Below are 12,345 nucleotides of genomic sequence, written 5' to 3' on the forward strand. Positions count from 1 at the left end.
CGCCCCGCGGCTGACCGGCCCCGCGCCGGCGCCCGGTAGCGTGGATGAGGTGAGCACGCCGACGACGACGCTGTGCGGCCGCCCGGTGGCCGCCGACCGCGCCCTGGTCATGGCGATCATCAACCGCACGCCGGACTCCTTCTACGACCGCGGTGCGAGCTTCGACGACGACGCGGCCAAGCGCCGGGTCGACCAGGTGGTGGCCGAGGGTGCCGACATCGTCGACATCGGCGGCGTGAAAGCGGGTCCCGGCGCCGAGGTCGACGCACGGTCCGAGGCCGACCGGGTCGTCGGATTCGTCGCCTGGGTGCGCCACGAGTTCCCCGACGTCGTCATCAGCATCGACACCTGGCGCGCGCCGGTCGCCGAGATGGCCTGCGAGGCGGGGGCCGACCTGATCAACGACACCTGGGCCGGCGCCGACCCCGACCTCGTGACGGTGGCCGCGCGGCGGGGCGCGGGTCTGGTCTGCTCGCACACCGGGGGAGCGGTGCCCCGCACCCGGCCGCATCGCGTGCGCTACGGCGACGATTCGACCGCGATCGTCGACGACGTGGTCGACGAGCTGACCCGCGCGGCCGACGGCGCTCGAACGGCGGGCGTGCGCGCCGACGGAATCGTCGTCGACCCCACCCACGACTTCGGCAAGAACACCCACCACGGATTGGCGCTGTTGCGGCACACCGACCGGCTGGTCGACACCGGTTATCCGGTGCTCATGGCGCTGAGCAACAAGGATTTCGTCGGTGAGACTCTCGGGGTCGAGCTCGACGAGCGGCTCGACGGCACCCTCGCCGCCACCGCGCTGGCCGCCGAACATGGTGCCCGCATTTTCCGCGCCCACGAGGTCGCGGCCACCCGGCGGGTCGTCGAGATGGTCGCCGCCATCACCGGTGAGCGCGCCCCGGTGCGCGCGGTGCGGGGGCTGGCATGACCGGGGCACCCGGGCGTGGATCGGATCCGGCCCGCTCGACATCTCCGCCGGTGGCGCCGGGAGCCGCCATCGCGACCTGGGACCGGCCGACGTGGACGGTGCGCGAGCTCGTCGCCGCCAAGGCCGGTCGGACGATCGCGGTGGTGTTGCCGGCGCTCAACGAGGCCGACACCGTCGCCGGCGTGGTCGACTCCATCTCGCCGTTGCTCGGCGGTCTCGTCGACGACCTGATCGTCCTGGACTCCGGCTCCACCGACGACACCGCGCGGGTGGCTCGGGCCGCCGGCGCCCGTGTGGTCAGCCGCGAGGAGGCGCTCCCGCAGGTGCCGCCGGTCGACGGCAAGGGGGAGGTCCTGTGGCGCTCCATCGCCGCGACCACCGCCGACATCCTCGTGTTCGTCGACTCCGACCTGGTCTCGCCCGACCCGATGTTCGTGCCCAAACTGGTCGGCCCGATCCTCACCAAACCCGGCGTCGAGCTGGTCAAGGGGTACTACCGGCGTCCGTGGCGCACCGCCGCGCAGCACGTCGAGGACGGCGGCGGTCGGGTCACCGAACTCGTGGCGCGCCCACTGTTGGCGGCGCTGCGACCCGAGCTGTCCCACGTCGTGCAACCGCTCGGCGGGGAGTATGCCGGAACCCGCGCGCTTCTGGCGTCGCTGCCGTTCGCGCCGGGGTACGGCGTGGAGATCGGGTTGCTGATCGACACCCTCGAGGCCCGTGGACCGCAGGCCATCGGCCAGGTCAACCTGGGGGTGCGCATGCACCGCCACCGCCCGCTCACCGAGCTGGGCGTGATGAGCCGGCAGATCGTCGGGACCCTGCTGTTGCGCTGCGGGATCGACGATTCGCGGGCCCCCCTGGTGCAGTTCGCCGCCGCGGCCGACGGCTCCTTCGCCACCCAGGTGACCGAGACGTTCCTGACCGACCGCCCCCCGATGGACTCGGTGCTGGGCGACTCGCGAGCCTCGACCGACGATCGGGAGTGAACCGATGCTGATGATCCTGAGCTACACCGCGGGCGTCCTGGTGGCGGCCGGACTGCTGTTCCTGATCGCCTGGTTCGTGTTCGGTCGCGGTGAGGACCTCGCACCGCTCGACGACGAGGTGACGGTCACCGAACTGCCGCGGGCGGGCATCACCGGAGCAGACGTCCGAGCGCTGCGATTCGGACTCGTGTTCCGCGGCTACCGACAGTCCGAGGTCGACTGGGCGCTGGAGAAGCTCGCCCGGGAGATCGACGAATTGCGGAGCGTCACCGACGCCCTGCGCGACCGCGCGGAGACCGCCGCGGGACCCGGGCATGCCCCGCCCGACGGTGGAGGGCCAGCCGCTGGCCCACAGCCATGACCAGCTACAATTGAACCCATTGGAAACTCGGAGGGAGTTGCAACGATGGCGGCGATGAAGCCACGCACCGGAGATGGCCCGATGGAAGCAGCCAAGGAGGGCCGCGGGATCGTAGTGCGCATCCCGATCGAAGGTGGCGGACGCCTCGTGGTCGAGTTGACTGCTGAAGAGGCCGCCGCCCTCGGCGAGGAGCTCCGCGGAGTCGCCGGCTGACGCCAGCCGCCCCCGAACAGTCACCGTCGGGAACCGTGCCGACGGCGACCACTCTCCAGCGCGTTCTGGGCGCTTTGTGCTGCCCGGTGTGCGCACACCCACTGACGAGCGTCGTCGGGGATTCCTCCCCGCGCACCCTCGGGTGCGATGCCGGGCATCGATTCGACGTCGCCCGGCAGGGCTACGTCTCGCTCCTCACCGGCCGCAGTGCCGGATTGTCCTCGGACAGCGGTGAGATGATCGCCGCGCGTCGCCGCGCCCTCGACCGCCCGCCCTACGTCGGGTTGCGGGCCGCGGTCGCCGAGACCGTCGACGGCGGCCTGTCGGGCGAGCGGCCCCTGATTGTCGACGCCGGCTGCGGGACCGGCCAGTACCTGGCGTCCTGTCTCGATGCGCGCCCCGACGCGCTGGGTGTCGGACTCGACCTCTCCAAGTACGCCGCCCGCGCCGTCGCGAAGGCGCATCCTCGCGGGGCGGGGATCGTCGCCGACCTCTGGCAGCCCTGGCCGCTGGCCGCCGGCGTCGCCGGCGCCGTGCTCGCCGTCTTCGCGCCGCGCGGCTTCGCGCAGGCCCGCCGGGTGCTGCGCGAGGACGGCGTCCTGGTCGTGGTCACCCCGCGCCGCGCGCACCTCGCCGAACTGGTCGGGCCGATGGGCATGCTCGGCGTCGAGGAGGACAAGCGCGAGCGGTTGGACCGCGGCCTGGCCGAGGCGGGCTTCGGGCGGGTGTCGACCCGGACCGTCACCCTCGACGGCCGATGGGACGCCGCCGCGATCGTCGACGCGGTGGCGATGGGCCCCAGCGCCTTTCACTCGGAGCCGCAACAGCTGCGCGATCGGGCCGAGGCGCTCGTCGGCCCGTCGGGGACGGCGACGGTGACCGCGGCCGTCGACATCACCGTCGCCCACCGCTGAGCGGCGGCGCGGACGCTGCGTTAGGTTTGAGGCGTGAGAGCAGCACCACACGTCCTGGGAATCGTGCTCGCCGGCGGTGAGGGTAAACGCCTCTATCCGCTCACCGCCGACCGTGCCAAGCCGGCCGTCCCCTTCGGCGGCACCTATCGGCTCATCGACTTCGTGCTGTCGAACCTCGTCAACGGCGGCTATGAGCGGATCTGCGTGCTGACGCAGTACAAGTCGCACTCGCTCGACCGGCACATCGCGCAGACCTGGTGGTCGAGCGGCTTCCACGGCGAGTACATCACCTCGGTGCCGGCGCAGCAGCGCCTGGGCAAGCGGTGGTTCACCGGTTCGGCCGACGCGATCCTGCAGTCCTGGAACCTCGTCGACGACGAGAAGCCCGACTACCTGGTCGTCTTCGGCGCCGACCACGTGTACCGGATGGACCCCTCCCAGATGGTGGAGGCGCACATCGAGTCGGGTGCCGCGGCCACCGTCGCCGGAATCCGCGTGCCGCGGGAGGAGGCGTCTTCGCTGGGCTGCATCGACGCCGACGAGTCCGGCCGCATCACCCGGTTCGTGGAGAAACCCGCAGACCCGCCGGCCACCCCCGACGACCCGACCACGACGCTCGCGTCGATGGGCAACTACGTCTTCACCACCTCCGCGCTCCTCGAGGCGCTGCGCGCCGACTCGGAGAACGAGGACTCCGGCCACGACATGGGCGGCGACATCATCCCGGCCTTCGTCGCCAAGGGCGAGGCCGCCGTCTACGACTTCCGCGACAACGAGGTGCCCGGTGCCACCGAACGCGACCGCGGCTACTGGCGCGACGTCGGGACCATCGACGCCTTCTACGACGCGCAGATGGACCTGGTGCTGCCGAATCCGGCGTTCACCCTCTACAACCGCCGCTGGCCGATCCGCGGCGAGACCACCAACCTGCCGCCGGCCAAGTTCATCCTCGGCGGCTCGGTGCAGGACTCGGTGGTCGGCGCCGGGTCGATCGTCAAGGCGACCGCGGTCAGCGGCTCGGTGATCTCCACCGACGTCGTGATCGAGGCCGGTGCGGTCGTGCAGAACTGTGTCGTGATGCCCGGTGCGCGGATCAACTCCGGCGCGGTCGTGCGCAACGCGATCCTGGACAAGAACGTGGTCGTGTCACCGGAGGCGCAGCTCGGCGTCGACCTGAATCGCGATCGCGAGCGCTACTCGGTCAGCGACGGCGGTGTCGTCACCATCGGCAAGGGCGTCGTCGTCGACTAGGTCGACCGGCGCAGTCGACGGCCGGCGGCCTCGACCAACGGGACCAGTTCGTCGTTGGGGATCTCCTCGACCGGCCACCATCGCAGGTCCAGCGACTCGTCGCTGCACACGATGTCCGGCAGCGACCCGTCGTCGGTCGCGGGGGCGACGGCGACGAAGCGGATGTCGAGATGACGTGTCGGCACGCCCAACGAGCAGGTGATCGCGTGGGTGTGCAGGTGCACCGGTCCGGACAGCAGGGTCAGGTCGGCGATGCCCGACTCCTCGACGGCCTCCCGCAGCGCCGCCGCCTCGATGCTCTCGTCCTCGGGTTCGCAGTGCCCGCCGAGCTGGACCCATTTGCCGATCCGCGGGTGCAGGGTCAGCAGGGCGTGCGTCGCGTCGGCGTCGAGCACCAGGGCCGACGCGGTGATGTGGCCGGGCTCGTGGGCGCGCAGACAGCCCTGCGGGGCGGCGTCCAGGAAGGCCAGGTAGGTGTGTCGCAACCCGTCCTGCGCCGGGTCGTCGGTCTCCCACGACGACAGGGCCGTGCGGGTGGAGGCGTGCAGGCTCACAACTCGACCACGAGGCCGGCGCTGTCGGCGGGCGGGCGGAGCGGCACGTTCGACCCGTCCTCGGGGCGGTCGGGGAGGTAGCCGATCGCGATGGCGCCGAGCGGCTCCCAGTGCTCGTCGAGACCGAGCTGCTCGCGCACCACCGCCGGGGCGAAGATGGTCGACCCGATCCAGCAGCTGCCGATCTCGCGCGCCGACAGGGCGACCAGCAGCATGCCCACCGCGGCCCCGGTCGCCACGGTGAACATGGTGTGCTCGGCGGCGTTGCGCCGTTCGTCGGGGTAGGTGTGCGCGCCGTCGGGGACGAGGAACGGGATGACGACCTCGGGGGCGTCGTAGAGGATCTGCCCGCGGCGCACCCGTTTCACGATCGATTCGGGGGTCTTCTCGTCGCCCCGCAGGTCGGTCCGCCACGCCTGTCCCATGGCATCGAGCAGCGCGGTCCGCCGCGCGGGGTCGCGCAGCCACACGAACCGCACCGGATGGGTGTGGTGCGGCGCCGGGGCCGTCAGCGCCTCGGCCAGGGCGGCGCGCATCTCGTCGGCGTCGACCGGGCCGGGGGCGAAGGTGCGCACCGAGCGCCGGGTGAGCACCGCCTCCCGACGGCCCTGTGCGATCGCGAAGTCGGTGCCCAGGCGGAACAGGTCCTCGTCGCCGGGGCGGACCAGGTCGGCGGCCCGGCTGCCGTCGTCGGTGATGCGCAGGCCCCGCACGATCGCCGCGGCGATGCCGTCGAGCTTGCCCTTGGCCAGGTCGGCGGCCGCGGCGATCTCGTCGGCGACGGCGATGTCGGTGACGATGAGCTCGTTGCCGTGCGCGTCGCGGCTGCCCTCGTAGGCGTGGCTGACGGCCAATCCCGACGCGCCGATCGCGACGTCGGTCTGCCCGGTGCGCCAGGCGCGGCCCATCGTGTCGGTGACGATGACCGCGACGTCGTGGCCGGCCGCGGCGAAGGCTGCTCGAGCGCGAGCGGCGGAGGCGTCGGGGTCCAGGGGCAGCAGGGCGAGTTGGTCGGCGGCGACGTTGGAGCCGTCGACCCCGGCGGCGGCCTGGATCAGGCCGTAGGCGTTCTCGGTGATCAGCGTGCGGTTCTTGCGCGCGACGACCCGCACCGACTCCTCGTCCACCAGGCGGCGGCGCAGGGCATCGCGCTCCTGCGGGTCCTGCGGCGCGTCGACCATCCGGCCCTCGGTCTTGGAGAACACCTTCGAGGTGATGACGACGACGTCTCCGTCGCGCAGGTCGGCGGCGTCCAGGATGGCGGCCGCCACGTCCATCCCGGGGGTGAACTCGGGGAGCCCGGGCAGGGGGATGACCTCGATGCGGCCGGGGGAACGGTGGTCGGTGGTCATGCGCGGGCCGCCGGGGTGTCCACGCCGACGAGTGCGCAGGCGGCGCGGATCATCTCGGCGGTCGCAGTCGGGTCCGTCATCAGCAGGGGTGCGGTGCCGATCGCGATCCCGTCGACCGAGGCGGTGTCGCCGTCGGCGATCAGCCATCCGTCGAGCAGGCCGGCCCCGCTGCGCGGGCCGTAATGGGCGGCGATGGCCTCGGCCGTGGTCGCCACGCCGATGACCGACAGACACTCGTCGGCCATGCCGCGCAACGGCTTGTTGTCGATCACCGGGCTGATGCCGACGATCGGCGCGGCGGCCGTGCGCAGCGCGGCGCGCATCCCGCCCACTGACAGGATCGCGCCGATGCTGACGACCGGGTTGCTCGGCGCGAAGATGATGACGTCCGCCTCGGCGATCGCCGTCGCCGCCTCCGGGGTCAGCGTGGCGTCGTCACTGCCGACCTGCGCGAATCCGCTCGTCGGCACCTGGGCGCGGTAGCGCACCCACCACTCCTGGAAGTGGACCGCCCGCTGCGCGCCGTCCGTCGAGTCCGGGGGAGTGATCACCACGTGGGTCTCGTGCCGCTCGTCGGTGGCCGGCCGCAGCCGCACACCCGGATCCCAGCGGCGGCACAGCGCCGCGGTGACATCGGTCAACCGGTAGCCGGCCTCGAGCATCTGGGTGCGGATGAGGTGGGTCGCCAGGTCTCGATCGCCCAGACCGAACCAGTCCGGGTCGGCGCCGTAGGCGGCGAGCTCCTCCTTGGCGTGCCACGTCTCGTCGCGTCGCCCCCAGGCGCGCTCCTCGTCGATCCCGCCGCCGAGCGTGTACATGCACGTGTCGAGGTCGGGGGTGATGCGCACGCCGTGCATCCACGCGTCGTCGCCGACGTTGACCACGGCGGTGACCGAGTGCTCGCCGGTCGGTGCGTCGGGGGAGTCGGGGAACGGGGTGCGGCCGAAGAGTTCGCGCGCACCGAGCAACAGGCGGGCGCCGCCGACGCCGCCGACGAGTACAGTGACCTTCACGAGGCTCCACTGTAGTGGTCGCCGAAACCGGCGGTCGGGGACCAGAATCCCTCGAGTTCGTGTCGAGACCGTGAATTCGGTTATTCCGGTGGTATACGCCAATTTCGCCGTTCCGCTTGACCTGGGCGATGCTGCCCGTGTCTAATCACATCAGTGTCATTTGCGGTTTTGAATTGCGGCGTGACCGAATGCGAATTGCCTTGGGGCACAGCGTGTTCGACCGTATGTTCGAATCCGGCGAAGACTCGGGTGACCGCGGGGGTAGCGCGCGAGCCGGGGGTTTCGGGACACGCGACAAGCACATTCGGGTGTTGAACGGCGCTGTCGAGGGACCGCTGGACGACAACGCTGACAGACAGACAACGAGAAGGAGACGCTGAGATGGGATTCGATAACCCGCTGGGCGACGACTCGTCTGCGTACGGCATCCCGACACCGACTGCCGGGAACATCTCTTCGCCGGGTGCACGCCTGCACCTGTCCGTGGTGCCCGACGATTTCGACGCCCTCTTCGACGAGGTCGACGAGACGTGGCAGGACCGGGCGCTGTGCGCCCAGACCGATCCCGAGGCCTTCTTCCCGGAGAAGGGCGGCTCGACCCGCGAGGCCAAGCGCATCTGCTCGGGCTGCGAGGTCAAGGCCGAGTGCCTCGACTACGCACTGCACAACGACGAGCGCTTCGGCATTTGGGGCGGCCTGTCCGAGCGGGAGCGCCGCCGCCTCAAGCGCGGCATCATCTAGCCCCGCCCCTCGTCCGACCCGCCTTACGACGGGCCGTTCTCGACCGTGTCCTCGTCGATCCCGAGGTAGGTCGCCACCTGCTCGACCAAGACTTCGCGCACGAGGTCGGCGAGGTCGTCCCGTCCGGAGGAGCGCACCTCGAGGGGGCGTCGGAACACCACGATCTGTGCCGGTGTGGGATTGCCGGCCACGTCGATCCCGGCCGGGATCAGCCGGGCCAACGGAATGGCCCGATCGGCCGACACCTCTGCCGGCCACTGCACCGTCGCGGGATCGCGCGGCAGCATCCGCGGCACATCGTCGACGGCGACGTTGAGTTCGCTCAGCTGGTCGTGCCAGCGGGCGTCGATGTCGGCCAGGACCTCGATGACCACGGCGTCGAACTCGTCACTGCGGGAGGTCCACGCCGGCACGGTCTGCGGCAGCAGCGGCGAGCGCAGGCCGCGGGCCCGCCGATCCCGGGCCCGCCGGGTGCGCATCGTCTGCCGTCGCATGCCGTCGAGTCTAGGTCCGCGCCCGACGATCGGCGCCGCGGGGCGCGCCGTCGGGGCCTCGTCGGTGTGTCTGCCGCCCGGCGCTGCGGGGGAGGGCTAATCTTTCCCACGTGACCGAACCTCGTCAGTGCTCCCGCCCGGGGTGCTCGCGCCCGGCCGTGGCGACGCTGACATACGACTACGCCAGTTCGACGGCGGTCGTGGGGCTGCTCGCCGCGATCGCCGAGCCGCATTCGTGGGATCTGTGCGCCGAGCACGCCGACACCATCACCGTGCCGCGCGGTTGGGAGATCATGCGCACGTCGAGCGGATTCGCGCCGCCGACCGAGGAACAGGAACTCACCGCGCTGGCCGAGGCCGTGCGCGAATCGGTGGCCGTGGGTTCGGAGCCCCTGGACGGATTCGACGACCTGCCGCCGCGCCCCGCCGGTCCCGCACTCGGCGAGGCCGGGCCCGCCGTGCGACCCCGCCCGGGTCGCCGCGGCCATCTGCGCGTCCTCCCCGACGTCGACTGACGCACTCGGCCCGCCCGCCCCGCCTCCACGGCGGCGGCGGGATGGATACTCTAGAGGCATGCGCACCACAGGGGTCGATCTCGACGACCCGAGCAGCCTGATCGACGCCGACGTCGACGGCCTGCTGCACGCGGCGGCACGCGCCGGCGCCCAGGTGCGGGCCGTGGCCGAAGCGGTGCGCGAGGGCGTGACCGAACCACTCGCCGGACTGCGCCCGCGCAGCGTCGTGATCGTCACCGGCGCATCCGTCGCCGCCGCCCAGTCGGCGCGCTTCGTCATCGCGCACACGGCCGCACGACTGGACGTGCCCCTCGTCGCCGCACCCGCGCTACCGGGGTGGATCGGCCCGCTCGACGTCGTCGTGCTCGTCGGCGACGACGCCGGCGACCCGGCGTTGGCCGATGCGGCGTCCCGCGCATCGCGCCGCCATGCCGAATTCGTCGTCGTGGCCCCCATGGAGGGCCCGCTCGCCGCTGCCGTCGCCGGCAGTGGCATCGACCTGTCCCCGCGCATCGTCGTGCCCGAGCAATTCCGATTCGTCGGCCACGTGGCCGCGCTCATCGCGGTGTGCCAGGGACTGGCGCAGGTCCGGTACGTCGGCGGCGATCTGGACCTTCCCCAGCTCGCCGACGCGCTGGACGCGGAGGCGGCGCGCAACCATCCGTCGCAGGACGTGTACGGCGCCCCCGCCAAAGCGCTGGCCGAGCGTTTCCGCGCCGCGCCCCCGGTGTTGAGCGGCGACAGTCCGGCGGCCGATGCGCTGGCCGCGCGCACCGCGAGCACGCTGTTCGCCATCGGCGGGGTGTCCGCGACGGCGGTCGACCTCGCCGCCGCGCTGACCCGGTTGCTGCGCGTCGGGCCGGCGGCGGAGGAATCGATCTTCTACGACCCGGAGATCGACGGACCGCGGCCCGCCGCCGCCCACCTGTTCGTGTTGAGCACCCCGGCGCAGCAGTGGCAGGCGCGCCGCCGCGTCGCCGCGCTGCCCGACGCCGAGGTGCTCGTCGGCGCCGAGTCCGACGATTCGCCCCCGGTCGAGGTGGACGGCAGGCAGGGGCCGGTGGACTCCGGTGCCGCCGGCCTGGTCGCGCACCTCGTGCTGGCCACCCGGCTGGAGATGGCCGCCGTCTACGCCGACCTGGTCGGGGCGCGGTAGCGTGCGGCTGCTCGAGGGCGTGGTGCGCCCCTACGCCTGGGGCTCGCGGACGGCCATCGCCTCGATCCGTGGGTTGCCGACGCCGTCGGCCCACCCGGAGGCCGAGCTGTGGTTCGGTGCGCATCCGGCCGGGCAGTCCGAGTGCCTGGACGCCCACGGCAAACCGGATCGCACGCTGCTGCAGGTGATCGAGGCCGATCCCGAGGCAACCCTCGGCCAGGCCGTGATCGACCGGTTCGGCGTGCGGCTGCCGTACCTGTTGAAGGTCCTGGCCGCCGACGAACCGCTGTCGTTGCAGGCCCATCCGAGTTCGGAGCAGGCCGCCGAGGGATTCGCCCGGGAGAACGCCGCCGGCATCCCCATCGACGCCCCCGAGCGCAACTATCGGGACCCGTGGCACAAGCCGGAGGTCATCCTCGCGATGACCCCGTTCGACGCGCTCGCCGGTTTCCGCGATCCGGCGCGCACGGTCGACCTGCTGCGCGGGCTCTCGCTGCCCGAACTCGACCCCTATCTCGGGATGATCGCCGGTCAACCCGACCGCGACGGTCTGCGCGCCCTCTTCACGACGTGGATCACCCTGCCCGAATCGGTGCTGGCCGACCTCGTTCCCGCGGTCATCGACGCCGCGGTCGCGGCACTCGCCGCGGGCAAGACCGAGTTCGACGCCGAGTTGCAGACGCTCCTCGAACTGGGCGAGGCCTATCCGCGCGATCCGGGCGTGCTGGCATCCCTGCTGCTCAACCGCATCCACCTGGAGCCGGGACAGGCGCTCTACCTCGCCGCGGGAAACCTGCACGCCTACCTGCGCGGCACCGGCATCGAGGTCATGGCCAACTCGGACAACGTGCTGCGCGGCGGGCTGACCCCCAAGCACATCGACGTCCCCGAGCTGCTGCGCGTGCTGGATTTCGCGCCCGCCTCGCCGGCGGACCTGTCGCCGGTGGTCTCCACCCTCGGAGCCGAGCGGATCTACACCACGCCGGCGCCCGAGTTCCGCCTGTCGAAGGTGGAACTCGACGGCACCGGGATGCACCAGCCGTCGACCATCTCCTTCGACATGCCCGGTCCGCAGATCCTCGCGGTGACCTCGGGGCGCATCGAGGTGCGCGGCGGCGGCCAGACGATCACCGCCAAGTCGGGCCAGGCCGTGTGGCTGGCCGACTCCGATCCGGACGTGATCGTCGCCGCCGACTCGGCCAAAGCGGTGCTCTACCGGGCGCGGGTGCCCCTGGGCGACGGCACGCCGGGCTAGAGACCGCCGACCAGCCGACACTCGTCGACGCCGGCCACGTTGGTCAGCTCCAGCCCGGTCGACCCGGCGCGCACGTCTATCCGTCCGTCGACCCGCCCGCGGACCCGCGACAAGGGCGTCGCCGAAGACGGTGCACCGGCGCGGGTGAGCCGAACCGATCGCACGTCGCCGTCGGAACGGTCGACGAGATCGATCGGTGCGAGCACCGTCGGCGCGCCCGCGGTCACCGCTCCGAGGGCGAGGACGCTGTGGTCGCCGACGACGTTCAGCAGCGGTTCCCACGCCGCCGGTCGAGCGGTGTGGATGCCGATCGCGGCACCGGCGGCGATGCAACGGCAGACCACCAGCGCGACCAGTGCGTCGTCGCCGGCCACGTCGGTCGGGCCGAGCAGCGGCAGGGTGACGGCGCGACCGTCCACGTGGGCGCCCATCAGCGGGCCGTCGTCGCCGACGCGGAAGGCCCATCGCGCCAGTCCGGCGGGGTCGGCGGGCAACTCCGGCAGGCGCGGCACCGCGACGCCGGTGAGCGGCAGGCGGTCGCGCAGCGCCGCGGACTGGCCGCCGGTCGGCTGCTCCAGGCCGTCGGGTTCGCGCTGCAGCACC

At 72.3% G+C, this 12,345-nt stretch carries 14 protein-coding genes and 1 pseudogene; 10 read left to right on the forward strand and 5 right to left on the reverse strand.

Features of this window, described 5'->3' with window-relative positions; translation table 11 throughout:
• The first annotated feature begins 109 nt into the window (after positions 1–109).
• From folP to glgC, 6 genes are all read left to right on the forward strand, one after another.
• The gene (gene folP / locus QM634_RS10550; protein ID WP_415042752.1) at positions 110–934 is read left to right on the forward strand and encodes a dihydropteroate synthase; all 825 of its coding nucleotides are present in this window, start codon (positions 110–112) and stop codon (positions 932–934) included.
• Positions 931–1,923, forward strand: a complete 993-nt coding sequence (locus tag QM634_RS10555; protein ID WP_415042741.1) for a glucosyl-3-phosphoglycerate synthase — start codon at positions 931–933, stop codon at positions 1,921–1,923. Before folP ends, QM634_RS10555 begins: the two co-directional genes overlap by 4 nt.
• Before the next feature lie 4 nt (positions 1,924–1,927).
• A complete protein-coding gene (locus QM634_RS10560) occupies positions 1,928–2,284 on the forward strand; it encodes a DivIVA domain-containing protein (protein ID WP_415042742.1) in 357 nt (118 codons plus the stop codon).
• A 45-nt stretch (positions 2,285–2,329) separates the two neighbouring features.
• Positions 2,330–2,497 (forward strand): DUF3117 domain-containing protein, encoded by a 168-nt coding sequence (locus QM634_RS10565; RefSeq protein WP_007322703.1) that lies wholly within the window; start codon positions 2,330–2,332, stop codon positions 2,495–2,497.
• 86 nt (positions 2,498–2,583) lie between these two features.
• Positions 2,584–3,411 carry a putative RNA methyltransferase gene (locus QM634_RS10570; RefSeq protein ID WP_415042743.1) on the forward strand — a complete coding sequence of 276 codons (828 nt, stop codon included), beginning with the start codon at positions 2,584–2,586 and terminating at the stop codon, positions 3,409–3,411.
• Between the two features lie 33 nt (positions 3,412–3,444).
• Positions 3,445–4,662, forward strand: coding sequence for a glucose-1-phosphate adenylyltransferase (gene glgC, locus QM634_RS10575; RefSeq protein WP_415042744.1), 1,218 nt, complete (start codon positions 3,445–3,447; stop codon positions 4,660–4,662).
• Here the strand turns inward: glgC and QM634_RS10580 are convergent.
• From QM634_RS10580 to cofD, 3 genes are read right to left on the reverse strand one after another with little or no spacing between them, the layout of a single operon-like run.
• Positions 4,659–5,216, reverse strand: a complete 558-nt coding sequence (locus tag QM634_RS10580) for an NUDIX hydrolase (RefSeq protein WP_415042745.1) — start codon at positions 5,214–5,216, stop codon at positions 4,659–4,661. The two genes, glgC and QM634_RS10580, sit on opposite strands and share 4 nt — an antisense overlap.
• Positions 5,213–6,568 (reverse strand): coenzyme F420-0:L-glutamate ligase, encoded by a 1,356-nt coding sequence (locus tag QM634_RS10585; RefSeq protein WP_415042746.1) that lies wholly within the window; start codon positions 6,566–6,568, stop codon positions 5,213–5,215. The genes QM634_RS10580 and QM634_RS10585 overlap by 4 nt, the downstream gene beginning before the upstream one ends.
• Positions 6,565–7,581 carry a 2-phospho-L-lactate transferase gene (cofD, locus tag QM634_RS10590; protein ID WP_415042747.1) on the reverse strand — a complete coding sequence of 339 codons (1,017 nt, stop codon included), beginning with the start codon at positions 7,579–7,581 and terminating at the stop codon, positions 6,565–6,567. Before cofD ends, QM634_RS10585 begins: the two co-directional genes overlap by 4 nt.
• A 471-nt stretch (positions 7,582–8,052) precedes the next feature.
• On the opposite strand from cofD, the gene QM634_RS10595 reads away from it, so the two are divergent.
• The gene (locus tag QM634_RS10595) at positions 8,053–8,322 is read left to right on the forward strand and encodes a WhiB family transcriptional regulator (RefSeq protein ID WP_415042753.1); all 270 of its coding nucleotides are present in this window, start codon (positions 8,053–8,055) and stop codon (positions 8,320–8,322) included.
• A gap of 23 nt (positions 8,323–8,345) precedes the next feature.
• On the opposite strand, the gene QM634_RS10600 is transcribed toward QM634_RS10595, so the two are convergent.
• The gene (locus QM634_RS10600; RefSeq protein WP_415042748.1) at positions 8,346–8,816 is read right to left on the reverse strand and encodes a metallopeptidase family protein; all 471 of its coding nucleotides are present in this window, start codon (positions 8,814–8,816) and stop codon (positions 8,346–8,348) included.
• A 110-nt stretch (positions 8,817–8,926) separates the two neighbouring features.
• Between QM634_RS10600 and QM634_RS10605 the strand changes: the two genes are divergently transcribed.
• From QM634_RS10605 to manA, 3 genes are read left to right on the forward strand one after another with little or no spacing between them, the layout of a single operon-like run.
• Complete coding sequence (locus QM634_RS10605) at positions 8,927–9,331, forward strand: DUF3499 domain-containing protein (RefSeq protein ID WP_415042749.1); 405 nt, start codon at positions 8,927–8,929, stop codon at positions 9,329–9,331.
• A gap of 58 nt (positions 9,332–9,389) precedes the next feature.
• Positions 9,390–10,487, forward strand: coding sequence for a hypothetical protein (locus tag QM634_RS10610; RefSeq protein WP_415042750.1), 1,098 nt, complete (start codon positions 9,390–9,392; stop codon positions 10,485–10,487).
• 1 nt (position 10,488) lies between these two features.
• Entirely contained in the window at positions 10,489–11,742 is a 1,254-nt protein-coding gene (gene manA, locus QM634_RS10615) for a mannose-6-phosphate isomerase, class I (RefSeq protein WP_415042751.1), read from the forward strand.
• On the opposite strand, the pseudogene QM634_RS10620 reads toward manA, so the two are convergent.
• A pseudogene (locus tag QM634_RS10620) lies at positions 11,739–12,345 on the reverse strand (hypothetical protein); the annotation flags it as partial. The gene manA and the pseudogene QM634_RS10620 overlap by 4 nt on opposite strands.

The sequence above is a fragment of the Gordonia sp. (in: high G+C Gram-positive bacteria) genome (assembly GCF_047606305.1).
Lineage (GTDB): Bacteria > Actinomycetota > Actinomycetes > Mycobacteriales > Mycobacteriaceae > Gordonia.

What these genes read in the sequence shown, in the direction of transcription:
- folP (WP_415042752.1), top strand. Translation starts at nt 110, where the DNA reads ATGGCGATCATCAACCGCACGCCGGACTCCTTCTACGACCGCGGTGCG.
- QM634_RS10555 (WP_415042741.1), top strand. Translation starts at nt 931, where the DNA reads ATGACCGGGGCACCCGGGCGTGGATCGGATCCGGCCCGCTCGACATCT.
- QM634_RS10560 (WP_415042742.1), top strand. Translation starts at nt 1,928, where the DNA reads ATGCTGATGATCCTGAGCTACACCGCGGGCGTCCTGGTGGCGGCCGGA.
- QM634_RS10565 (WP_007322703.1), top strand. Translation starts at nt 2,330, where the DNA reads ATGGCGGCGATGAAGCCACGCACCGGAGATGGCCCGATGGAAGCAGCC.
- QM634_RS10585 (WP_415042746.1), bottom strand. Translation starts at nt 6,568, where the DNA reads ATGACCACCGACCACCGTTCCCCCGGCCGCATCGAGGTCATCCCCCTG.
- QM634_RS10600 (WP_415042748.1), bottom strand. Translation starts at nt 8,816, where the DNA reads ATGCGACGGCAGACGATGCGCACCCGGCGGGCCCGGGATCGGCGGGCC.
- QM634_RS10610 (WP_415042750.1), top strand. Translation starts at nt 9,390, where the DNA reads ATGCGCACCACAGGGGTCGATCTCGACGACCCGAGCAGCCTGATCGAC.